This is a genomic window from Acinetobacter sp. TY2, from assembly GCF_046269225.1.
Classification (GTDB): domain Bacteria; phylum Pseudomonadota; class Gammaproteobacteria; order Pseudomonadales; family Moraxellaceae; genus Acinetobacter.
The window spans coordinates 1-24,965 of record NZ_JBJZOR010000008.1 but is presented as its reverse complement, the minus strand read 5'-3'; the positions used below and the strand labels follow the sequence as shown (position 1 = coordinate 24,965).

The following is a 24,965-nucleotide window of genomic DNA, read 5'->3' as shown; positions in this document are numbered from 1 at the left end:
TTAGATTCCCACCATTTGATCAGATAAAGCTACAAATTGTGCAAGTGTCAACGTTTCAGGACGTGCCATTGGATCAATGCCTGTATTTTCAAAACCATCTTCAACTAACATACCTTTTAAGCTATTACGCAATGTTTTACGGCGTTGAGTAAAGACATGTCCAACCAGTCGAGCCAAGGCTTTTTCACTTTTGGCAATAATCGGTTTCGTCGCATACGGCTCTAAACGAAACACAGCTGACGTTACTTTTGGTGGTGGATTGAATGATCCCGGTGGGACTTCAAATAAATACGTTGGTTTACAGAAATACTGAATCATCACTGATAAACGACCATATTCTTTAGTATTTGGTGATGCGGTAATACGGTCAACCACTTCTTTTTGCAACATAAAGTGCATATCTTTGACTTTATCGCCAAATTGCAAAAGGTGAAATAATAAAGGTGTAGAAATATTATAAGGTAAGTTGCCGACTACACGTAATGGTTTGTCATCTTTAAACAATGTGGTGAAATCGAATTTCAGTGCATCGGCTTCAATAATCGTTAAACGCTCAGGATGTGGCACACGACCAGGTAAACCTGCAGCCAAATCACGGTCAAGCTCAATCACGGTTAAAGCATCACATTCACCAATTAATGGTGAAGTCAACGCTGCAAGACCAGGACCAATTTCAATGATATTTTCACCTGTACGTGGATGTACCGAACGTACAATTTTAGCAATCACACGTTGGTCATGTAAGAAGTTCTGCCCAAAACGCTTACGGGTATGATGCCCTTCATCTTTGGGGTTTAAGGCATTAATCTGATACATAAAAAATTTCCAACGGGTAAATAAGACAAAATCAGTGAGGTGCCAATTTAAGCGTTAAATTGACAATAAACTTTTCACCTGCTCCGTATCTGCAAGGGAGAATGCAGTCACAGCTCGACAGAAGTTTGGAAAAGTAAACCATCTTCGTATTCTTGATGGCTTCACCAGAGTGGTGTGATTTTAACACAGGTAAAGCCTGATCGTGATATATCGCCAAAACTGCATCTGTATGTTGTTATTGCTTAGAGATTCAATAAGTCTTTTCAAAGTGCTTGGAATGACACGAAAAAGCACTTCCTCTAACTTTTTAAACATAAAATCATTTCAATAATATATAGACTCTAGTGCGCTGTATTTCGCTCTAATTGATTCAGTTTAATAAATATTTCATCAGAAATTTCAACATTATCTCTCGCTGCTTGATAGGTACTTGCCAAAGGTTCACGTTTTTGCAGTAACTTAAATGTTTCAGAATCTAAAATCACCTGAATATCTTCTTGAATGGAAAGCAGACTTTCACGCATTTCGGTATCTTTAACTCGCTCAACACCTAATTCTGCATTGCCATTCAGTTGTGCGTGCAAATACACATTAAATGTTTCTAGATCAGCCAAAAAATCATCCATACTATGTCGAGAAAATTCATTTGATTTGGATAAACTACCGATTGAACGCAATATTCTCTCGCCCATAAACACTTGGTTTTTTGCAATGACCACTTGCGTTGCAGGATAATTTTTCCGTGCCATCATATCGGTTAATAAATTATACTCAGCTTGAATATTCGGAATTTGTTCAAAAACAACGATTTGATAATCATACAACCTGTTTAAATTGTCTTGGTTCTTTGCAATAACATCAATGTTCTTACTGATTGCTTGGCTATTTGCAAGCATTTGGCTTAAATCTTGATGATTTGAATCATTTTTTTGTATTAAATACATCGTTTGATTCAGTTTTTCTTGACTCCGTTTTAAGACTTGGATTGATTCTAAACTCCCAGATTCCACCGCTTCTTCAGACTGCTTCGGAATCAAAAGTGACAAGACTTTTAACTCACACAGATTTTGCGCAGTCATTGGTGTTGAACATGCAGATAAAACTGTTGTCATTAATAGTAATGACAACACACTCACTCGCCTAATGATGGACGGTGTTTCTCTCTGTTTTTTATTATGAATCATCATCGACATGTTCAGCCTCTTCTTGATATTAGTTTTATTAAAATTATGATGATTTTACTTAATAGCGTGCCAATTCTAACGCCAAATCAACAGCAATATTTAAACTCGAACTTTTTGCCTGCCCTGTACCTGCAAGAGAAAGCGCAGTGCCATGATCAACCGAAGTCCGAATAAAAGGCAAACCCAAAGTAATGTTAATGGCTTCACCAAAACCCTGCGCTTTTAACACGGGTAAACCTTGATCGTGATACATCGCCAAAACTGCATCGGCATCTTTTAAATTTTCAGGAGTAAATAAAGTATCGGCAGGCATACTCAGACTCATATTGATGCCTTGCTCACGGTAACTTTCAAGAACAGGATTGATCACTTCAATTTCTTCCATGCCCAAATAACCATCCTCACCTGCATGTGGATTTAAGCCACAGACTAAAATATGTGGCTGTTTTATTTTAAATTTGGTTTTTAAGTCATGAATAAGAATATCAATGACCTGATGTAAACGCTCTTTAGTAATCGCATCTGCAACATCACGTAAAGGTAAGTGCGTTGTTGCCAAGGCAACACGTAAAGTTTTAGTAGCGAGCATCATTACGACACGCTCTACGTCAGCAAACTCTTGGAAATACTCAGTATGACCGCTGAAATGAATACCTGCATCATTAATGACAGACTTTTGAACAGGCGCAGTCGCAACACCAACACTTTGTCTTTGCATTGCATAAAAAGCTGAAAGACGAAGTTGTTCTAATACATAAACTGCATTTTTTGGATTTAACTCGCCTAAAACGACATCTTCATATAAAGGCACATGCTCAACATAAAGTTGACCTTGTTTGGAAGATTCGGTTTGCCCCATATATTCAATCAGTTCGACATTTTTATTCAAAATTTTGATACGATCACGTAACATATTGATATCTGCCAATACCACGATTGGGCGCTCATCAATACGATCTGCCAAACTCAAACAAATATCTGGACCAATACCCGCAGGCTCACCACTGGTAATATATAAGGGAAGCATAAGCAACCTGAAAAAAATAATCTCAAGATAATCAGTTTACATAATCTTAAAAAAAAATTCTGATATTCTTATTTAAAGTTATTCAAAGTCATGCCATTTAAATAAGCAATAAAAGTGGCAACATAGATCAAAATACCCAGTACAAAAAAAAATAAAACTAATTTTCAAAAAATACTGTCTTTTTTTAGGTTTAGACTGTAATAAAAAAAAGAGAGGAATAACAAAGCAAACGAGATAACTAACATATACGAAAGGAAACTTAATGATTAACCCGAACATAACAACAAGTAGAATTGGAACCAGTAAAGTACCCCACGAAATCGCAATCATTGTTGCTAATAAAATGAATATCGTCCAAACACCTGAATTTGGATGAATAATTAAATAATATAATGGGAAATATACTGTTGCTAGAAGATGAAGTAATACGATGAAACTAACATTCTGAATATTTATTATCATCATCAAAACTCATTTCAATTAAGCCTAACCTTTTATTTTTTATAATAAAAAGACTTATACTGCACAAATATTATATTACATAAAAAAGAACTAGTTAAATAAAGAGCAATCCTTTATAATTCAGCGCTTGAAATCCTAAATTTCAATTGTGAATCTATGTAATTTCATGTAGAATTCGCTCTCCTTTTGTTTGGACAGATTCCATAGTCCAAACCAACTATAATAGGTAGTGGTTTAATGAAAACTCTCAGCGCTAAGCCAGCTGAAGTTCAACACGATTGGTACGTTGTTGATGCTTCTGGCAAAACTTTAGGTCGCCTTGCGACTGAAATCGCTCGTCGTTTACGCGGTAAGCACAAAACTTCTTATACTCCCCACGTTGACACAGGCGATTATATCGTTGTAATCAATGCTGAAGAAATTACTGTAACTGGTAAGAAATCTCAAGATAAGAAATACTATCGCCACACTGGTTTCCCTGGTGGTATCCGTGAGACTAACTTTGAAAAGTTAATCGCTCACAAACCAGAAGCAGTTTTAGAAAAAGCTGTTAAAGGTATGTTACCAAAAGGTCCTCTTGGTTATGCAATGATCAAGAAAATGAAGGTTTATGCAGGTACTGAGCATCCACATACTGCTCAACAGCCACAAGTTTTGGACATCTAAGGGATACAGCACATGGCTACTAATTATGGTACAGGTCGTCGTAAGACCGCAACTGCACGTGTTTTCCTATCAGCTGGTACTGGTAAACTCGTAATCAACAACCGTTCTTTAGAACAATACTTCGGTCGTGAGACTGCTCGTATGGTTGTTAACCAACCTCTTGAGCTTCTTGATGCTGTTGGTAAATATGACCTTTACATCACTGTTGCTGGTGGTGGTATTGGTGGTCAAGCAGGCGCAATTCGTCACGGTATTACTCGTGCATTGATCGCTTCTGACGAAACGTTAAAACCTGCTCTTCGTCAAGCTGGTTTCGTTACTCGTGATGCTCGTGAAGTTGAACGTAAGAAACTTGGTTTACGTAAAGCTCGTAAACGTCCTCAGTTCTCTAAACGTTAATTCGTTTACCGAATCGGACAGAAAACCTCGGCATTTGCCGAGGTTTTTTTATGCATATACTTTATTTTTTATTATTTTTATTTGAACAGTCTTTTATTGCATCGATTATACCGTCTGCTGCAACGGACTCTGTGATTATGCAACCATTGTCTTCATAAGTATTAATTTTTTTGGAGAATTTATGATCTTTGGGAATAGGAGCATTACAAGGTTTATCTGTTTTTTCGTTTACCATTTTAACTGGCCCATCATTATAAATTGTAACTTTACAGCCTTTTACGACATATTCACGCTCAATACCCCCATAATACGCATCCTCAGAGGCACTTGAAGCTATATCACAAGAATCATTTTCAGAACATGCTGACCCAATATTAACAGTGGCAATCGCATCTCTGGTCGTTTCACAAGTTGGGTCTGCCTGACATGCAGACTCTTCTGCAAGTATCATTACCTCCTCATCTTGCATAGAAGATTGCTTCTTGGCATAAGTATTTGATAATCCCATCATCAAAAAAATGATAATCCATGTTTTTGTAAAAATCCTTAGTCTATTTCTTAATATAATCACGCTGTAATCCCTCTTTTTAACTTTTCAAGTTCACTATCTATCGTTATCTTAGAAAAGTTAAGATGATTTTTATGTCTAATTTTAGTATTCTAGATTATTCACTTTGCATAGCTTTGGACATAATGTCAGTCGAAACTGCACCTCCACAAGGGATTACGTTGTATAGCCACGAGGATGATTTTCGTTCACACTGGATTCGATTTCTACTTGCTGAAAAACAAATAAAATATCACTTGATCATTGTAAGTGAAGATGACGAAGATTTAGCGAGTTTAAATCCTTATAACCAACTTCCGATGCTCATTGAAAATGATCTAAAACTTTTCAATACTACGATTATTTCTGAATATATTGATGATCGTTATCGTCAAAATAAACTCTATGCCGATGCACCTGCACCACGCGCGGAACAACGCCAATATATTTGGCGACTTGAACAAGATTGGCTCAAATTAGCAGATATCATCTTGTGTCATTCAGATACGCTCAAGCCTGCTGAAGCCAAAAAAGCTCAACAACAATTGAAAAATATTCTGATTTCTCTAACTCCCTTGTTTCAGCATTATCCTTATTTTATGTCTGAACATTTCAGTATTTTAGATTGTATGCTTGCACCCATTTTTATTCGCTTAAACCAAATGGGTATTGAGCTCCCCCCACAACAATGCCGCCCTATCCTCCTGTATTATCAACGTATTTTTAAACGTCCTGCCTTTTTAAAGTCCATGACGTTACAAGAAAAAAATCGTTATAGTGCATTGATTACCCATTAAAAATAAATTTTGAGTATTTAACTATGTCTGAGCAAGAATTGAATTTAACCCCTACACGTCCTTATCTAGCTCGTGCAATTTATGAATGGATTTGTGATAACAACCTTACCCCATATTTATTGGTCGATGCCACCCAACCACATACAGATGTTCCAACTCAATTTGTGCAAGATGGTCAAATTGTGCTTAATATTGCGCCACATGCCGTACATCAATTTCATATGAGCAATGATGCCATTCGCTTTTCTGCTCGTTTTAGTGGTGCATCAAAAGATATTTATGTACCTATTTCTGCTGTTTTGGGTCTTTATGCACGTGAAAATGGACAAGGAATGTTCTTTGATCCTGACGAATATGCCAATGTTCAAACCGATGAAGATGCTTTAGAATCTAAAGTAGCTGAAACAGAAGAACAAAGTGTCACAAAGAAAAAATCGACGCTGAGATTACTAGACTAATTTAAATACAACCCGATGGAGTAGCTTATGGCTTTTGATTTAGTACATTATTTTGCAGAGCAGATTAAGATTCAAAAGCCAGCTCTTCTGAGCGAGTATCCTGTTGCCGAACGTAATGCATATATTGAAGAAATAAATATTCTATGTTTAGGTAAACTTATTAGTTTATGGAAAACTGATCAAAATGCTGTTTATCAAGAAATTCAATCGCAAGATCGTCTATATATTCAAGAAATTGCCCGTCATTTAACAACATCTCCTGATAATAAATCAGCACTTGCTAAAAATGATATGGAATCTAGCTATACTGAGATTTTAATTCTACAGTTTGCAGAGTTAAAACAACTCGATACCACAGGAAATTTCGGTCAAAATGGTTTAGGAGAATTGCTCCTTGGACAGATTGAACATCTATCTGGTCATGCCCCTGATTGGGTTTGGTCAACAAACAATCTAAAAGAGCTTATTGGCTCTCAACCTCTAGTAGAAGAAGAGCTATCATTAGAAGATACAATGAAAGAGTTCAATCAAATGGTTCATCAAACAACAGACTTACATGCAACAGCGGATCATGCTGTCACTGAAACAACTTCACAGCCTACTACACCAACTTGGGGACGTATTGCTGAACCTTTAGTTGCTTTGGTGGTTTTATGGGTACTATACAGCGCAGCGCAGCATATTTTCGCTTAATTCAAAATAAATCAAAAAGTGACCTATATGGTCGCTTTTTTTCACGTTCATCCACTCAAAAATGATAAATAAATATATGTCCACCAATTTAAGTGATAAATATCACATATTTTACATATTAAACAAATAAATCTGCATTTTTATTAAATTATATTAATAGTACCGAGTAATAATTCTTGATTATAAAAAAATTAATTAGTGATACTGATCAGCTCTGTAGATTTTTAAAAAAAATAAACTATAATTTCCTAATACATGACAATCATAATAATTTTTTAAAATATTCACTTACAGTAAAGCGAGCCCATTATGAAAAAACCTAGGTTTAAAGTTATTGATAAACCTGATAAAGTATCTTCTATCATGGCTTCAATTCAAAATCAAAAATCATTTTATGCGGTAATATCAAATTTAAAAATCTACATTATTAATATTTTCTTTATTTTAAAAGTTATTGGTAAACAAAAATGGGATAGTATACTTTTAAAGAAGATTGTTTTTAGGCGATTGTAAGACTAATTGGCGGTATATTCATATAATTTAAAACAACATATTACGTGATGCATTTAAAATTTTATTAGAGTCGTCTTATGAACAATATTCGTATCAATATCGCGATTTCAGGTCTTAGCTCATCATCGACAGATCAACTAAAAATCTGTTTGCGACAAATACTACCAACTGATGTTGGTATTAACTGGAGCAATATTGCGGATCAAAATATTGACTGCTTATTTGTTCATGAGCATTTCTATGATTCAGATCATGTTCAACGTATCATTGTTAAGCAAAATACACCTTACCTCAAAATTTCACGCAATAATCCTCCTCTAGATCAGCCCAATCGAGATACACTCTATTTACCAATTCAAGCAGATGAATTTTTTCAAAATTGGATGACAATCCATGTATTACAAAAACTGGATAGAACATTTTTAGAAGACAATACTTTAGATATAACATTAAGCCAAATTGAACATCCGATTGAGATCGATGAAATTAAACTCTCCATCATTCAGGATTTGTATCAGTATGATACTAGAAAATTTCATCTGACAGATCAGCAAGGTACGCTTGCAATTACCGATCGTCGTAATCATCAGGTATGGCTCGATCCATCAAGAAGTGAAATTCGAACATCAGGTGCAGCACATTGTGCCGATGCTGTACTGACTGACTTTGTTAAAGTTTCAAGAAAAAATGCTTATAATCTTGAAAACTGGATGTTTACCTTGGGTTGGAACTCAAAAATCACATCTGAAATGCCACATGAAAACGATTACTATAAATTGAATTATTGGCCACAATTACTTGATGACCAATCAAAGAATATCGTCATTAAACTCTCTGCAAGTTTTATTTTAGGTGCTCAAATTTCAGAAGTCGCCTCTCATTTCGATATTCCTGTTAACACAGTACAGAAATTCATAGCTACGAATATTGTTTTTGACAATGCATTTACCATATCTGCACAGCAATCTTTATTTAAAAAACAAAATTTAGATGATATTCCACAACAGGAACAAAGTGTAGTTAAAAGCTTTTTTGGTAGACTCAAAAAACGTTTTGGTTTTTAACTAAATTTATGACCTGAGTTTTCAGGATAATTTCATGTCTTAAAGAGAAATATTATGATTATTCAACAATATAAAATTGTATTTGCAGGTTCAATGGGGTCGGGGAAAAGTGAGGCAATTAAGTCTTTATCTGAAATTCCTGTACTTGCAACTGAAGTGCTAAACACTGATGATCACAGTCACAAAAAAATGCAAACGACTGTAGGCATTGATTATGGTGAAGTCACTTTAGAAGATGGGACAAAAATTGGTTTATATGGAACACCGGGACAAAATCGTTTTGATTTTATGTGGGGTGTTATTTGTAAAGGTGCTATTGGCACAGTCATTCTCATTGACCATACCATTGAAAATCCGCTCGATGATCTAAAACATTATCTCGAAACGTTTAAACAATATGGTGAAAATATTGCGATTGGTATTACTCATATTGATGAAGAAACATCAAAATCAACTCACCAATACCGTGAATGGTTAATTGAAAATAATATGAATTACCCACTCTTTTTTATTGATGCACGTAAAAAGAATGATGTGTTAATGTTGCTTGAAACACTTGTAACCATTTTGGAAATTAAATATATACAAGGATAATAATATGTCAAATACCCTTGAAGGAAGAACAGCCCCAACAGTATTGGTCGAATTTGCTAAATCACAGATTCACCAAGTTTTGATGAATGTCAAAGGTGTTGAATTTATCATGATCAGCTCAACGGATGGTTTTGAGCTTGCAAGTTTATCAAGGGTTAAAGCTTATAACTCGACAAAACTCGCTGCGGTGAGTAGCTCTATTTTAGCCATGGTGGGTGCATTTCTTGGCGAGATTAATCTTTCAGGCTGTCAAAGTATTTCGCTAGATGCTCAAAATGGGCGTGCTATCCTAACCTCTATTCCTACAGAAAAACATCCAATGATGATTGTCACTTTAGTGTCTAAAGATGTACTTTTAGCACAATTACTCAATGGTTTAAAAGACGCGGGCAATGCGATTATGCAATTGGATTATTAATCCATAACCGAAAAAAGCCCCTGATTTGAGATCAAGGGCTTTATATACAAAATTATTCAATTGCTAAAATATTAAAAAGTACCTGCCGTTTTTTCACTTGTTGAGCCGTTTGAGCAATAATCTCATTCACTACACCATCAACATCAGACTTGATTTGTTGCTGAATTTTCATCGCCTCCAAGATCAATAACGTCTGCCCTTTTTCAACCTGATCACCAACATTGACCAAAATTTGAATCACGGCACCATCCATCGGTGCTTTGATTTTGCCATCTCCCACAAGATTGGTTGTTTCTGGCGGCGCATAGGTCGTATTTTGAATCGAGACATTGCCATTATTGACATCTAAATAGAGTTGTTGATCTTGCAATGTATAATTTAATTTACGGCGTACACCATTTGCCACATACACCACTTGTTGTGCTGTTTGTGAAATCACTTCAATACTTTGAACCTGCCCACAAGTTTCAATACTTAAGCCATTACTATTAAACTCAAGTGATAATTCCAATTTTTGCTCTTCAATTTGCAACTTCAATGGCAATTTTGAACTCAGCCCTGTACTCCAACTTGCTTGCTGTTGAGTCTGGGTAAATAATGCCGCAGCAACCGCAAGATGTTCTAAGCTTAAAGTCTGAACTTTTAAACTCTCATCTGCCTGAAAATGTTGCTGAATAAAAGCGGTATTGGTATCACCTGCAACCACCACAGGGTGACGCAATAGATTGGCGAGGAATTGTTTATTGCTGTTTACACCAAGTAAAACACAATCATCCACTGCACGCGCTAAAAGGCGAATCGCGTCTTCACGAGTCTGTGCATAAGCAATCACTTTTGCTACCATCGGATCGTAAAAAGAGCTAATTTCCCCTTGTTGCAATAAACCGTGATCAATGCGGACATTGGGTAAATCTGCACCTTGCCAATGTAGTACTTGACCCGTTTGAGGCAAGAAATCTTGACGAGGATCTTCGGCATATAAACGTACTTCAATGGCGTGACCATTCAGTTGTAATTCATCTTGCTTTAACGGCAAAACCTCATGATTTGCCACACGCAATTGCCATTCAACTAAATCAAGCCCTGTCACCATTTCTGTCACAGGATGCTCAACTTGCAAACGTGTATTCATTTCTAAGAAATAAAACTCACCTGATGCATCAAGTAAAAATTCAACCGTTCCTGCCCCAACATAATCACACGATTTTGCTGCTTGTACCGCAGCCTCTCCCATACGTTGACGTAGTTCAGTTGTCATCACTGGACACGGCGCTTCTTCCATCACTTTTTGATGGCGACGTTGAATCGAACAATCTCGTTCAAACAAATAAACATAGTTGCCATGCTGATCGCCAAAAACCTGAATTTCGACATGGCGTGGTGCAATCACGGCTTTTTCTAAAATTAATTCCCCCGAACCAAATGCATTTTCAGCTTCAGATCTCGCCGTTTTTAATGACTCCATCAGCTCAGAATATTGCTGTACAAGGCGCATTCCGCGCCCACCACCACCTGCTGATGCTTTCACCATCAGGGGATAACCAATTTTTTCTGCTTGTTCTGCTAAAAATTCTAAATTTTGTTGATCACCTTCATAGCCTGGAACACAAGGTACACCTGCTTGAATCATAGCAATTTTAGATAAGCGTTTACTGCCCATCAGTTCAATGGCTACTGACCCTGGTCCAATAAAGGTGATTTGATTCGCTTCACAAGCTGCAGCAAAATCGGTATTTTCCGATAAAAAGCCATAGCCAGGATGAACTGCATCTGCACCCGTTTTTTGACAGGCTTCAATAATTTGATCAATCCGTAAATAAGATTCTGATACTTTTGATGCACCAATATAAACCGCTTCATCTGCTACTTGAATATGACGTGCATTTGCATCGGCATCTGAATACACCGCTACAGTGCAATACCCCATCGCTTTTGCTGTTTGAATGACTCGAACAGCAATTTCACCACGGTTTGCCACCAATACTTTTGAAAAAGCCATGGTTATGATTCCTTATTTGGCTCGTTATTTTTCATTTTTGTCTGCGCTTACATCCAATTTGGTTCACGCTTTTGTACAAATGCCATCGTGCCTTCCATACCTTCCTCACTACTCACCGCGTCTGCAAAAAGTTGAGCAGCATCATCAAGTAAAGTTTTTAATGGCTCATTCAATGTTTTATGTAATAAAGCTTTGGTCGCCCGTGATGCATGTGGTGCTGTACGGCGAATTTGAATCAGAACATCATGCAGTGCTAATTCAAGTGCAACTTCATTTTCAACCACTTCATGCACAAGTCCCATATGCAATGCTTCTGAGCCTTTAAAACGTTTACCTAGCAAAGCCAAACGACGTGTATGAGTCAAACCAATACGCTTAACTACAAAGGGTGCAATTTGCGCAGGAATAATCCCTAGCCCTGTTTCAGGTAAACCAAAGGTGACATCTGAACGACTAATTGCCACATCAGAAACACATGCCAATCCAAAACCACCACCCAAAACAGCACCTTCTAAAACGACTACAACCGTTTGTGGTGCTTGATCAACCTGTTCAAGCATACGACCAAACTGACGGTTAAACTCAACATAAGGCTGATTTGAACCTGCACTTGTGGCATCTACACGCAACTGTGCCATATCTTTAATGTCGCCACCTGAGCAAAAGTGCCCATCTTTACCCCGTAAAACTACCGCACGAATACTCACATCATGTTCAATACTGCTAAATACCTGCTGAATGGCTTTGACCATATTCAGGCTCATAGCATTACGACTTTCTGGTCGATTTAAATAAAGCGATAAAATTCCTTCGGCAAAATCCAATTCAATACTGTCATCTAGCTGTAGTGCTGATAATATCTGTGGAAGAGTCATCGTCATCTCCTTATTTACGCTTAGATGGTAAAATATCCATCAATTTACAAATAATGCCGAGCATGATTTCATCTGCTCCACCGCCTATTGAACCCAAACGACCATCACGATAAAGTTGCGATGCTGGGTTGTCCCACATGAAGCCATTACCACCCCAAAATTGTAGACAACTGTCAGCAACTTCACGGGTTAAACGCCCTGCTTTAAGCTTAGCCATCGAAGCAATTTCGGTGGCATTACCACCATCAACATGAATATCACAGGCACGATAGGTCAGTGCACGTAAAGCTTCAACTTCAGTCATTAACTCGGCAAAACGAAAATGTACATATTGATTATTAATCAGTGGTTGCCCAAATGTATGACGCTCTTTTGTGTATTGAATGGTCTGTTGAATAACGCTTTCTAAACCGCCAATTGCATTGGCAGCCGCCCACATGCGTTCTTCTTGGAATTGCATCATTTGCATCATAAAGCCCATGCCTTCTGCACCAACCAAATTACGTTGTGGCACACGGACATTGTCTAAATATACTTCGGCAGTAGTGGTTGAACGCATGCCTAATTTATTCAGTGGCTCAGAAAAACTTATGCCTTGAGTCTTTGCAGGAACAATAATCATCGACTTATTAACATGTGGTTTGTCATCGGAAGTATTGGCAAGTAAGCAAAAGAAATCGGCTTGGAGTGAGTTGGTAATCCACATCTTACTGCCATTAATCACATAATCATCACCGTCTTTTTTCGCTGTGGTTTTAATGGCTGCAACGTCTGAACCTGCATGTACTTCTGAGACTGCTATTGCAGCCACGTATTCCCCTGCAACAGCAGGCGTTAAAAACTCATCACGCAATTCCTTGCTACCAAAACGTGCCAATGCGGGTGTTGCCATGTCCGTCTGTACACCAATCGCTAAAGGTACACCGCCACAGGCAGCACGACCTAATTCTTCGGCAACCACCAAGTTGTAAGAATAATCGAGTCCTGAGCCACCATTTTCTTCAGGCTTACAAATACCCAATAAGCCCAAATCCGCCATTTTCTTAAAAACTTCATGGATCGGGAATTTGCCTTCAGCTTCCCATGTTGGGATAAATGGATTCAATTCAGTTTCAACAAACTGACGTGTTGTACGGCGTAACGCTTCATGTTCTGGTGTAAATTTCATTGTTTTATCCTGTATATACTAATTATTTCCAAAATTTTGTTAGTAGTTTCAGCTTCTTAGACCGTCTACTCCCTCTCTTTTAGGAGATGAGAAGCAAAGCTTCGCAAGGTGAATGCTCTTAAAATTAAAATCGCGATACGCCAAAACGTGTTGGATTCAGTTGACGTTTTGATGCTTCATCAATGGTTTCAAGTAAAAATATCAACACTTTACGGGTATCTCTCGGATCAATAATGCCATCATCATGTAACATTGCTGTATTAAACAAAGCTGTCGATTGTTGTTCTAACTTCATCGCTGTACTTTGTTCCAAAAAATCGAGCATTTGTTCATTTGGCTCCATACCTGAAGCACGTTGTTTCCCTTCCGCCACAATACGAAGTACCTTGCCTGCTTGCGCTGAACCCATCACCGCCACATGAGAATTTGGCCATGCAAATATAAAATCAGGCGACAAACTACGCCCACACATTGCATAGTTACCCGCACCATACGACCCTGCAACTACAACCGAAATTTTAGGCACTGTTGTATTGGCAACCGCTTGAATCAGCTTAGATCCATGTTTGATGATTCCGTTTTGTTCCGCATCCGTTCCGACCATAAAACCTGTGGTGTTATGTAAAAATAAGAGTGGACGTTGGGTCTGTTCGCACAAATGAATAAATTGTGCAGTTTTGGCAGCACCATGCGGTGTAATTGGTCCATTATTGGTAATAATCCCCACATGCAAGCCACCCATTTTTGCCCAACCGCACACGGTTAAATCATCATATTCTTGTTTAAATTCTAGAAAATCTGAATCATCGACCAAACGGGCAATCACATCTTTCATATCAAAAGGTTGTTTCGGATTATTGGGAATAATGCCAAGCAACTCCTCTGTCGCATAACGAGGTTCTTGATATTGCTTTTTCGTTGTATTGACCTGCTCTTTCCAATTTAAATGCTCAATAACTTCACGAGCAATTCGAATACCATCGGCATCATTTTCCGCCAAATATTCTGCTGTTCCTGCTACTTGCGCATGCATTTCCGCACCGCCCAACTCCTCTGCCGTTGCCACTTCACCTGTTGCCGCCATCAATAACGGTGGCCCTGCAAGAAGCATTTCCGTTTGCTTACGAATGGTAATCACATAATCAGATAAACCTGGTTGATATGCACCGCCTGCCGTTGCATTGCCATGTACAACCGACAATTGTGGAATACCTGCCGCAGACATACGTGCTTGATTGGCAAAAGTCATGCCGCCTTGAGTAAAGACTTCTGCTGCATAATTGAGGTTTGCACCTCCACTTTCAGACAACGTCAGCATCGGAAGTTTTTGTTCTAAAGCAACTTTTTGCAGACGTAAGGTTTTATGTACCCCCATTGGCGATATTGTTCCACCTTTAATGGCACTATTACTTGCTGAAACCAAACAACGCACACCGCTGACAAAACCAATTCCTGCAATAATGCCACCACCCGCTTCTGAGCCATCTTTATCATCATGCATTTGGTAACCGACCAATCCACACAATTCAACAAAAGGAGAATTGGCATCAAGGACTAAACGGACACGTTCATGCGGTAAAATTTTACCTTTTTTATCAAACTTGGATTTAACTGCATAAGACTTCTCAAAACTCTTATTCTGTACCGCTTTCACTTCATCGAGTTGGCTGAGCATATGGGCTTTATTTTGCTCATATTGTTCACTGCCCACCGCAATTTCAGATTGTAGAATGGTCATCTTCTTTTAGTCCTTGTCCTTATTTGGAATCTTGTGCTTCTTTGCCAAGCCCATCTTTTAAAACATCGGGAATAAATGCACGATGAAAACCATTAAACGAATGGCTATTTTTAGCATCGGCAAGCGGATACATACGTGTACCTTGTGATGCTGCACCATCAATCCGAATGGTCATTCCCGAAATAAAACCTGCGGCATCTGATAGTAAATAACAAATGGCAGAAGATACTTCTGACTCTGTCCCCATCCGTTTGAGAGGTACGTTGCCTGCCAAACTTGGGATAATAAATTTGGCAAAGTCACCTGAATAATTGTCCATTCCTGATGAAATAATCCACCCAGGTGCGACACAATTCACTCGTACGCCTGCATGTCCCCACTCCACTGAAGCGGTTTTGGTCAAATTGTCTACGCCTGAACGTGCAGCACCTGAATGTCCCATTCCTGGCATACCGCCCCACATATCTGCCGCCATATTGACAATATTGCCACCATGTTTCGACATCCATTGGTTATAGGCTTCTTTCATTAGATAAAAGGTAGAATGTAAATTGTTGCGTACCACGGCATCAAAACCATTGGCAGAAATACTGTCTAAGCCAGAGGGAAACTGTCCCCCTGCGTTATTCACTAAACTATCCAGCTTGCCATATTTTTCGATAACCTCTGCAATCATGTCTTTGACTTGTTGCTCTTCGCGGTTATCACACACAATGAAATGGACTTTGCCACCATCTTCTAAAATTTCAGCACTTACATTTTGTAGTTTTTCAATTTTACGTCCTGTAATGACCACTTGTGCGCCCAAAGATGCCAATTCATGCGCTGTACAACGTCCAATGCCTGAGCCACCACCTGTGACAATAATGACTTTATCTTGAAAAGCATCTGATCTAAAGATTGAGTTATATTGCATTTTTTATTTCCAATTTGTTTTCTTTGATTTCCATAGCCCCCTCTCCTCATAGGAGATGAGAATCCTCAGAAGATATTCTGAGTTCGCAAGGGTGAGGTGTTTTTAAATAAAAATAATCCCCCTAAGTCCCCCTTTAAAAAGAGGGGACTTTCATATTCTCTACTAATTCCCAATCAATCCCTTCGGCACTTTCACAGGCATATCCAACAACTGTTGTGCAAAGGCTTTACCTTGTGGGTCGATGCGTAAACTGGCAATTCCCCCACCACCTAAAGCATTTTCCAATAGAATATTTAAGGCATTAAGCCCTTCAATTTCATAGCGAATAATTTTGCTTGTTTCAGGATTAAGCACGTGTTGCATATATTTCGTGACATTCTCATCGGTTAAATTGGCACGAATCCATGGTAAAAACTTAGGCTGACGTGCAATCACACCAATATTGCTGTGATTACCTTTATCACCACTACGTGCATGGGCAATATCAACCAATGCAATCTCAACTTCATCACCTGTAAATTGAGCAACTTCACCGATTGGTAGTTGTGTAAATGACTGCTCTGCTGAACCTTGAGGAATTACGACTTTTTGACGTTGACCATTGATGTCTATTTCAATATTTAGTTTTGATTTATCAGCAAGGAATGAAAAAAGTTTAATCACTGGTGATGCTTTTGGACGACCACCAACTATACCCGCCAAGGCAGGTGCCATCCCTGTAGAGGCTTGTGCAATTTCCGAAGCAAAGAACATACATGCTTCTTTAAACATATGTTTAACTGCGATTTTCACTACAACTTCACGACTGTCTGTATGACGAGCATTTGCACCATAAGTACTTTCAATTCCAAGAATTTCAACCGATTTTTCTTGAAATGCAGGGACAGAACGCAAAGCTAAAATACGTTCACACTTCGTCAATATTGCATCAGCAATAACTTGTGCTTTGGCAGGTGCTTCACGCCCTGCAATTAAGAAACTAACTAAGACACGATAACCATCAGGATAGGTTGCACTGACTTTATATTGTTGTGTAGGCGCACGACCTGTTGCACCCGTTACCGCAACACGATGCTCACCGACTTGTTCCAATTTTACTTGGCTAAAATCACAGCTTACATCGGGTAATAAATAGGCTTGAGGGTTGCCAATTTCATAGACAATTTGCTCTGCAACCGTTGCTGTTGAAACTAGACCACCTGTGCCATTTGGCTTTGTCACAATGAACGATGCATCTTCTTTTACTTCAACAATGGGGAAGCCCATATTGTCAAAGCCTTCAACTAAGCGCCAGTCAGTAAAATTTCCACCTGTACATTGCGCACCACATTCAATAATATGCCCTGCCAATGAACCTTGCGAAAGCTTGTCATAATCTTCGGGCGACCATTTATACTCATGTAATAATGGTGCTAATGCCACCGCAGAATCTACAACACGACCTGTGATGACAATATCTGCACCTGCATCTAAAGCATCACGAATGGGAATCGCACCGAGATAAGCATTACAGCTTGCCAAATGATTTGGTAAATCCTCACCACTAAACATTTCTTTGATGTTTTGGTTTTTTAGTTCAGCTTGATTTGGCATCAAATCATCGCCTAAAACCACAGCTACTTTAATATCTAACCCTTGTGCTTCAATGACTTTTTGCAAAGCATCACGACATGCCAACGGATTTACACCGCCTGCATTACTAATCACTTTAATTTTTTTATCACTGATTTTTTTGATCAATGGTGCCATGACACGACTGACAAAATCCAAGGCATAACCATGTTCAGGATTGGTCATCATAGCCTTTGCCATAATCGACATGGTGATTTCTGAAAGGTAATCGAAAACGAGATAATTAATATCGGACAAATGCACCAATTGGAAAGCTGCCGTATTGGTATCTCCCCAGAAACCAGAAGCACATCCAATTTTGACAATACGTTGATCTTCCATTTTCACACCTATTTCGTGATGAACTTATTTTGCTTATTGTGAATAAAATTTATACTTCATTTTATACCAAGCAAGCGCTTGGTTTGTAAAGTGCAAAATGTTATGCTGTAATGACCAATGTGTTCAATCTACACATCATCACCTTATAAATATTTAAATTTTGTAGGAAATATCTAAAAAATGATTGCTGCTTCTATCAATGATATTCAACCGATTGCCTGTTTCGATTACAGCCCTAAAGGTCGTCTATTGCTTGGTGCAGCTTATCTGTTTCACAAGCAAGGCTATGCGAAAACAACAGTTCGAGAATTAGCAAATTTCATTGGTATTCAGTCAGGTAGCTTATTTCATCACTTTACAAGCAAGGATGATATTCTTGCCAATGTGATGAAACAAACCATTATTTATAACCATGATCGTCTTTTAGATGCCATTCAACAATCAGATGATCCTGAACAACAACTGAAAAATTTAATCAAAGCTGAGTTAATTTCCATTACAGGAGATACAGGATCCGCAATGGCTGTTTTGGTTTATGAATGGCAAGCTTTATCGCAAGAGCGTCAAAATGAATTACTCAAAATGCGTAATGCTTATGAAGATATTTGGTTTGAAGTGATTCATCAGTTACGTAAACTTGGCAAAATTAAGCATGATACTTTTATTTGGCGTCGTTTAATGGGTGGTGCGATTGCTTGGACGGTGACTTGGTATAATCCAAATGGTAAAATAAGCATAGATGAATTGACGGAAATGGTATGGGAAATGGCTATAAGCCACTAAAATTAAATCAATTATTACAATAAAATTATGCTCTCATTCAAAAAGAATAATAAGGTTAATTTTTAAAATATCAGCTTTAAACATCATGTTATGATGAAACTTCAAAACATTTTTATAAATTATTTTAACTAATACATATAAATTAATAACTTTACCAATAGGAATGACATGAAAAATACCTATGAAAATTTAAAAAATAGCTTAATCACACATAATATTTTTTTTCAATCATCAGGCACAGAACGATTTAAAAATACCGATGAACTTAATTATTTAGTTGGTGCAAAAATAGAACCTTATAGTGCATTTATGGTTGGCAATCACTTATGGGAAATGGGCGCTTTTTCCTACTCATGGTCAAAATTTTCAATAAAAACTAAAATTGGTAGATATTGTTCAATTGCAGCAGACGTAAAACTCATGGGGTTCAGACATCCATATGAATGGTTAACCACATCTTCAACAACTTACGATAAAAATTTTATTATTTATCAAAAGTTTTTAGCAGATACCCAAACTGAACAACATGCACGAATTTTACCTCGAACAAATCAAGAAGGCTTAAATATCGGACATGATGTTTGGATTGGTGCCCGTGTGGTGTTAAAACAAAATTTAAATATAGGCACAGGTGCTGTCATTGCTGCAAACTCTGTTGTCACCAAAGATGTCCCTCCTTACGCTATTGTTGGTGGAAATCCTGCAAAAATAATTAAATATCGTTTCAGTGAAACACATATTCAAAAATTGTTAGCATTACAATGGTGGAATTACGCATTCACGGATTTTCAACAATACGACATTACCAATATTGAAACATTTATCGATCAATTTAATGACAATATTGAATCTCTAACTCCCTTAAATTTGACTCCACTTATTCTAAAATAGAAAAATAAGTTAAATTTTTGAAAAATTATTAACTTACCAAAACACCTCAATTGAATTCTGATTAAAGTGTATTTTCTAAAATACACTTCAACTCTGAAAATAAAGATTTAACTGATTTTAACCGCAATCAAAATCCTAATTGACGGCTCGCTAGATCCTTCATAATTTCTTCCGCCCCACCACCGATCATATTCACTTTAACATCACGGTAGATCCGTTCAGATTTAATCCCTCGCATAAAGCCCATACCACCTAATGTCTGCACAGATGCATCAGCACAAAATTGCATAGTTTGTGTCGCAACATTTTTCAGCATACAAATTTGTGCAATCAATTCACTACCCTGCATATCAGCTCGTCCTAAACGGTACGCCGTATCTTCAAGTAAAGCCAAAGTCGTGGTTAAACGTGTCGCCATGTCTACCAATTTATGTCGTACCACTTGATGATCAACCAAGCGCTTGCCAAACGTTTTTCGTTGCTGTGCCCACTCCAAAGCTTCCTCATAACAGACCAATGCAAAACCATAACTACTTGCGGCAAGGAAAAAACGCTCCATGTTGAAATTATTCATGATGACTAGGAAGCCCATATTTTCTGCACCCAGTAAATTTTTCGCAGGGACTCGTACGTTATCAAAATGTAAATGTGCGGTATCTGAAGCCCACCACCCCATCTTATCGAGTTTAGATTTGGTAATACCTGCACTATGCGCATCAATTAATAACATTGAAATACCATTAGGCCCTTTGGCCTCAGGATCAGTTCGCACTGCTACGGTGTAATAATCGGCACGAATACCCGAGGTAATAAATGTCTTTTCACCAGTGACAATATAGTCATCACCATCACGAACCGCTTTGGTTTGTAATGCTGCAACATCTGAACCACCTGTCGGCTCAGTAATGGCTAAAGCCGAAATTTTTTCTCCCGATAAAATTTTCGTCAGTACAGCTTGTTTAATTTCAGCCGAGGCAAAATGATTAATCGGGGGGGCACCAATTGAATGTGATAATAGTGATGCACATAACCCACCTGATCCTGTTTTTGCAAGCTCAATGGATGATAACAACACATGAAAGGCATCTGTCCCTGCTATGCCACCATAATTTTCATCAAAACCTAAACCAAGCAAACCAATATCCGCTGTTTTTTGATAAAGCTCGCGTGGAAAGGTTTCAGCTTCCTCCCATTCATTAATATGTGGCATCAATTCTTTTTGGACAAATTTACGAACGGAATCTGCAAATGCAAAATGTTGATCTGTATAGTAAATTGGATTAGGTTTCATTATTTTCAGCATCCTTACGTTTTTGTACGAATCATTCAGAAATCTATACTGACAGATTTTTAGGCTTTTTAAGTTGCAGAAATCATCTTTTAAAACAAACTAATTGTTATTTTTAGTCAATCAAAAAATCAACAATCTACCATCTTTAATGCATTCTCGATGATAAAACTACGCTAGACTAAGAGTAATATTTTTCACTATTTATGTTTTAAATTCATGATGACACTGGATCAGTTTTTAGCACGATTTAACACTGCAACACTGCAACGCAGTATCAGTTATGTCGGAAAAATTGATTTTAAATCACTCGAAATGTATCAAGATCGCCAAAATATTGTGGTTGAAGCACGTATTATAGGAAGCTATCGTTATGATACCACCCTCATTTTTAGCCCATTGAAACAAGCGATTATTGACACTGATTGTAGTTGTCCTGTCGGATATGATTGTAAACATGCAGCGGCTTTAGCCCGTTATTTTTATGATCGACAAAATTTAGAACAAAGTAATCTCAATCAACCTCAGCAAAATTCACAACAACAAAACCATCACACTGCAAAAGTATGGTTAGATCAATTTAAACAACAATTGGCTCAAGTTAAAACTGAATCGCAACATCAACTTATTTATGTGTTTCAGCCAAAAAATAATAGCCAACAACTACACATTAGTATTTATAAAGTACGACGTACCAAAGATGGGCAAATTCGAGATACGACACCTTATATTAGTTATGATAATGTTCTCAACGAACGCTTAAAAGTAAGTTCTGAAGAAAAAAAAATCTTTAGCCATTTGTATTTTTTTGCCAAATTAAATTTTCCAAATGCACATTATTATCCACCAACATGGGATATTTCAGGCATTTACCAAGAACAGCTCAAAACTGCGATTCAAAGTGGTACTTGCTATGCACTAAATACGACACATCCGATATTAACTTGGTCTGATCACAACTATCAGCTTGAATTCAATTGGCAAGCTCATCCTCAAAATAAGACTGAAAAACTCACAGCACAATTCTTTGATGCACAGCATGCCCCCCTTTCAATAGAACATTGTCAGCAAATTTATATTATTCATTCTCATCCACTTTGCTATTTAGATACACTCAATAATCAAGTGGGTATGCTTGAATCATCTTATTCAAGTGAAATGATTAATGAATTGATGGATATGCCACAAATGCCTGTGGAAATATTGGCTGAATTTAAACAAACGATTCAGCCTTACTCTGCTTTTGCTTATTTACCACAGGCACAATCTATACTCAATATACCAACTCAAACTGGAAAGCCGGCACCTATTTTAAAGTTCGGTTATTTTTCACAATATGATCGTTTAGGACAGATGCATCATTATGCGATGGCTGAAATTGAGTTTGAATATCCAGCGGGCCGTATTAAAAAGGGTTCTCCCGATCATTATTTTATTGCTCAAGTCAATGAACAAACTGTGCGTCAACAGCGTGATTTAGCCTTAGAAAAAGATGCGATTGACACCCTAAAAGAAGCCATCCCATCATTAAAGTGGCTCACTCAAATCACTAAGAGTAAACGTCCTGCTTTTGATAATGTCACCGAAAATTCAATTGTTTGTGCAAATCCTAATATTTGGATCAACCAACTGATTCCTAAAAATAAAATTGCCCTACTCGGGTGGCAAGTTGATCATCATAAAAATAGTTTATTTAACTTAAATGCCACGCATAATTTACAATTATTATTAACTGAATCTGATCAAAAACAAGATTGGTTTAATGTCGGTGCAACCATTCAAGACAGCCAAGGTCAAACCTACAATCTCATCGAACTGCTTGGCTATGTCATACAGTCCAATCCCCATTTACTTGAAGATCAATATATTGATCAACTTAAAGAAGATGAGTTTTTTCTTGTTCCTATCACTGAAAATGAAACACAACTTGCACTCAGCATCAAAGATATCAAGCCCATTCTAAGTTATTTAAAAGATATTTTACGTTATCCGAAATCAAACGCAATTGATCAATATGAAGCTACACAATTCTTAAATTTAGAACATCATTTAGGTATGCCTTGGCACAGTAATGAACGTTTAAAAACCTTTGCACATAAACTACAAACAAGCTATCAACAACAGATTGCCACACCACAAGGTTTTCAAGGTGAATTGCGTCATTATCAACAACAAGGTTTGGCGTGGTTACAGTTTTTACGTGAAACTGAGCATGGTGGCATTCTTGCCGATGATATGGGCTTAGGTAAGACGGCACAGACACTTGCACATTTACTCATTGAAAAACAAGCAGGTCGATTAGAGCAGTATCCTGCTCTCATTATTGCCCCTACATCTTTAATGCATAATTGGCGTAAAGAAGCTGAAAAATTCACACCTGAATTAAAAGTCTTAGTACTACAAGGTCATGATCGTCAAAACTTCTTTGACCAAATCTATGATGCCGATATCATTCTCAGCACTTACCCACTTTTAGCCCGTGATGAAGAGTTTTTCTTATCTCATCAATATCATATGCTCATTTTAGATGAGGCCCAAAACATTAAAAATCCACGAGCTAAAGCATCACAAGTTGTCCGACAACTTAATGTAAAACATCGACTTTGCTTAACAGGTACACCTATGGAAAACCACTTAGGTGAACTTTGGTCATTATTCCATTTCTTAATGCCTGGCTTTCTCTATAGCCAGGATGTTTTTAATAAAACATATCGCAAACCAATCGAAAAAAATGCCGACCTAAGTATTAAAAGTAAGCTCATTTCTCGTATTAAACCCTTCATGTTACGCCGTTTAAAAACTGAAGTTGCCAAAGAGCTTCCTGAAAAAACCATGATTGAAGTCAATATTGATTTGAATGAACAACAGTCCAAACTTTATGAGGCTGTTCGTGCAACCATGCAAAAAAATATACGTGAGCTAATTGCAACTAAGGGCTTTCATCGTAGTCAGATTCAAATTCTCAGTGCGTTACTGAAACTTCGACAAGTCTGCTGTCACCCTGCACTTTTACAATTGGATAATGTCAAAAATCAAAATATTGAATCAGCAAAATTAGACCACTTATTGCAAATGGTTCAAGATATGGTTGAAGAAGGTCGTAAAATTTTGATTTTTTCACAATTTACAACAATGTTACAAATTATTGAAAACCAATTAAAAATACTCAATATTCCAACAGTTAAACTGATAGGACAAACGAAAAAACGTGATCAAGTCATCACAGAATTTCAAACTGGAGATATTCCTGTTTTCTTAATTAGCTTGAAAGCAGGTGGTGTTGGTTTAAACCTCACCGCTGCAGACACAGTTATTCATTATGATCCTTGGTGGAATCCTGCTGCTGAAGATCAAGCCTCTGATCGTGCTTGGCGTATTGGCCAAAAAAAACCAGTCTTTGTTTATAAATTAATTACTAATCAAAGTATTGAAGAAAAAATACTTGCTTTACAAAAAAACAAAGCTAATCTAACCCAATCTATTCTCAGTATTGATCATGAAAATGAAGTTAAATTGTCTGAAAATGACGTCATGAGCTTATTAGATTAAGACCTTATAAGTTCATTAAATACTCAACAATTTTTTGCTGATCGGCCATTTCAGCGGCTGCCTGCAATGTACTATAGCCCTTTCCCCTGACAATAAAAAACACCCTCTGTCTTATGACAGAGGGTGTTTTAGATTTAAAAGCTGGCGATGACTTACTCTCACATGGG

General features: G+C 37.5%; 22 protein-coding genes and 2 pseudogenes. 12 read left to right on the top strand and 12 right to left on the bottom strand.

The features are described 5' to 3' along the window. The 4 genes and pseudogenes from rsmA to pdxA all read right to left on the bottom strand — a co-directional run bounded on the left by rsmA (position 1) and on the right by pdxA (position 3,027). Entirely contained in the window at positions 1-816 is an 816-nt protein-coding gene (gene rsmA, locus ACK1JC_RS06790; RefSeq protein WP_409511106.1) for a 16S rRNA (adenine(1518)-N(6)/adenine(1519)-N(6))-dimethyltransferase RsmA, read from the bottom strand. Positions 817-961: 145 nt separating this feature from the next. Further along, a pseudogene (locus ACK1JC_RS06785) lies at positions 962-1,051 on the bottom strand (hypothetical protein); the annotation flags it as partial. A 106-nt stretch (positions 1,052-1,157) separates the two neighbouring features. Further along, the gene (locus tag ACK1JC_RS06780; RefSeq protein WP_409511105.1) at positions 1,158-2,009 is read right to left on the bottom strand and encodes a pilus assembly protein PilJ; all 852 of its coding nucleotides are present in this window, start codon (positions 2,007-2,009) and stop codon (positions 1,158-1,160) included. 49 nt (positions 2,010-2,058) lie between these two features. After that, complete coding sequence (gene pdxA / locus ACK1JC_RS06775) at positions 2,059-3,027, bottom strand: 4-hydroxythreonine-4-phosphate dehydrogenase PdxA (protein ID WP_409511104.1); 969 nt, start codon at positions 3,025-3,027, stop codon at positions 2,059-2,061. A 699-nt stretch (positions 3,028-3,726) separates the two neighbouring features. Here pdxA and rplM point away from each other — a divergent pair. Both rplM and rpsI read left to right on the top strand, forming a co-directional pair. Beyond that, positions 3,727-4,155 (top strand): 50S ribosomal protein L13, encoded by a 429-nt coding sequence (rplM, locus tag ACK1JC_RS06770; protein WP_409511103.1) that lies wholly within the window; start codon positions 3,727-3,729, stop codon positions 4,153-4,155. Positions 4,156-4,167: 12 nt separating this feature from the next. Further along, positions 4,168-4,554: a 30S ribosomal protein S9 gene (rpsI, locus tag ACK1JC_RS06765; RefSeq protein ID WP_409511102.1), complete on the top strand. Its 387-nt coding sequence runs from the start codon at positions 4,168-4,170 to the stop codon at positions 4,552-4,554. Positions 4,555-4,615: 61 nt separating this feature from the next. On the opposite strand, the pseudogene ACK1JC_RS06760 reads toward rpsI, so the two are convergent. Beyond that, positions 4,616-4,897 (bottom strand): annotated as a pseudogene (locus tag ACK1JC_RS06760) (hypothetical protein); the annotation flags it as partial. Between the two features lie 350 nt (positions 4,898-5,247). Here ACK1JC_RS06760 and ACK1JC_RS06755 point away from each other — a divergent pair. From ACK1JC_RS06755 to ACK1JC_RS06725, 7 genes are all read left to right on the top strand, one after another. Beyond that, entirely contained in the window at positions 5,248-5,898 is a 651-nt protein-coding gene (locus tag ACK1JC_RS06755; RefSeq protein WP_409511101.1) for a glutathione S-transferase N-terminal domain-containing protein, read from the top strand. 23 nt (positions 5,899-5,921) lie between these two features. Then, positions 5,922-6,356 (top strand): ClpXP protease specificity-enhancing factor, encoded by a 435-nt coding sequence (locus tag ACK1JC_RS06750; RefSeq protein ID WP_409511100.1) that lies wholly within the window; start codon positions 5,922-5,924, stop codon positions 6,354-6,356. Positions 6,357-6,383: 27 nt separating this feature from the next. Further along, positions 6,384-7,049, top strand: coding sequence for a hypothetical protein (locus ACK1JC_RS06745; protein WP_409511099.1), 666 nt, complete (start codon positions 6,384-6,386; stop codon positions 7,047-7,049). 309 nt (positions 7,050-7,358) lie between these two features. Further along, on the top strand, positions 7,359-7,562 hold the full coding sequence (locus tag ACK1JC_RS06740) for a hypothetical protein (protein ID WP_409511098.1): 204 nt from the start codon (positions 7,359-7,361) through the stop codon (positions 7,560-7,562). Between the two features lie 77 nt (positions 7,563-7,639). Then, positions 7,640-8,626 (top strand): hypothetical protein, encoded by a 987-nt coding sequence (locus ACK1JC_RS06735; RefSeq protein ID WP_409511097.1) that lies wholly within the window; start codon positions 7,640-7,642, stop codon positions 8,624-8,626. Between the two features lie 54 nt (positions 8,627-8,680). After that, positions 8,681-9,220, top strand: coding sequence for a GTP-binding protein (locus ACK1JC_RS06730; RefSeq protein WP_409511096.1), 540 nt, complete (start codon positions 8,681-8,683; stop codon positions 9,218-9,220). 4 nt (positions 9,221-9,224) lie between these two features. Continuing rightward, entirely contained in the window at positions 9,225-9,638 is a 414-nt protein-coding gene (locus tag ACK1JC_RS06725; RefSeq protein WP_409511095.1) for a roadblock/LC7 domain-containing protein, read from the top strand. A gap of 52 nt (positions 9,639-9,690) precedes the next feature. Here ACK1JC_RS06725 and ACK1JC_RS06720 read toward each other — a convergent pair whose 3' ends face one another. The 6 genes from ACK1JC_RS06720 to ACK1JC_RS06695 form a co-directional block, all read right to left on the bottom strand. Further along, positions 9,691-11,637, bottom strand: a complete 1,947-nt coding sequence (locus ACK1JC_RS06720) for an acetyl/propionyl/methylcrotonyl-CoA carboxylase subunit alpha (protein ID WP_409511094.1) — start codon at positions 11,635-11,637, stop codon at positions 9,691-9,693. A gap of 47 nt (positions 11,638-11,684) precedes the next feature. Further along, positions 11,685-12,512 carry an enoyl-CoA hydratase/isomerase family protein gene (locus ACK1JC_RS06715; protein ID WP_409511093.1) on the bottom strand — a complete coding sequence of 276 codons (828 nt, stop codon included), beginning with the start codon at positions 12,510-12,512 and terminating at the stop codon, positions 11,685-11,687. Positions 12,513-12,522: 10 nt separating this feature from the next. Continuing rightward, positions 12,523-13,680, bottom strand: a complete 1,158-nt coding sequence (locus ACK1JC_RS06710) for an acyl-CoA dehydrogenase family protein (RefSeq protein WP_409511092.1) — start codon at positions 13,678-13,680, stop codon at positions 12,523-12,525. Positions 13,681-13,804: 124 nt separating this feature from the next. After that, entirely contained in the window at positions 13,805-15,418 is a 1,614-nt protein-coding gene (locus ACK1JC_RS06705) for an acyl-CoA carboxylase subunit beta (RefSeq protein ID WP_409511091.1), read from the bottom strand. 19 nt (positions 15,419-15,437) lie between these two features. Further along, a complete protein-coding gene (locus ACK1JC_RS06700) occupies positions 15,438-16,334 on the bottom strand; it encodes an SDR family oxidoreductase (protein WP_409511090.1) in 897 nt (298 codons plus the stop codon). Between the two features lie 162 nt (positions 16,335-16,496). Further along, a complete protein-coding gene (locus ACK1JC_RS06695) occupies positions 16,497-18,287 on the bottom strand; it encodes an acyclic terpene utilization AtuA family protein (RefSeq protein ID WP_409511089.1) in 1,791 nt (596 codons plus the stop codon). 180 nt (positions 18,288-18,467) lie between these two features. On the opposite strand from ACK1JC_RS06695, the gene ACK1JC_RS06690 reads away from it, so the two are divergent. Further along, entirely contained in the window at positions 18,468-19,070 is a 603-nt protein-coding gene (locus ACK1JC_RS06690) for a TetR/AcrR family transcriptional regulator (protein ID WP_409511088.1), read from the top strand. A gap of 168 nt (positions 19,071-19,238) precedes the next feature. Then, positions 19,239-19,961: a CatB-related O-acetyltransferase gene (locus ACK1JC_RS06685; protein WP_409511087.1), complete on the top strand. Its 723-nt coding sequence runs from the start codon at positions 19,239-19,241 to the stop codon at positions 19,959-19,961. Between the two features lie 127 nt (positions 19,962-20,088). On the opposite strand, the gene ACK1JC_RS06680 is transcribed toward ACK1JC_RS06685, so the two are convergent. After that, complete coding sequence (locus ACK1JC_RS06680) at positions 20,089-21,252, bottom strand: acyl-CoA dehydrogenase family protein (RefSeq protein WP_409511086.1); 1,164 nt, start codon at positions 21,250-21,252, stop codon at positions 20,089-20,091. A 216-nt stretch (positions 21,253-21,468) separates the two neighbouring features. Between ACK1JC_RS06680 and ACK1JC_RS06675 the strand changes: the two genes are divergently transcribed. After that, complete coding sequence (locus tag ACK1JC_RS06675; protein WP_409511085.1) at positions 21,469-24,798, top strand: SNF2-related protein; 3,330 nt, start codon at positions 21,469-21,471, stop codon at positions 24,796-24,798. Positions 24,799-24,965 lie beyond the last annotated feature (167 nt).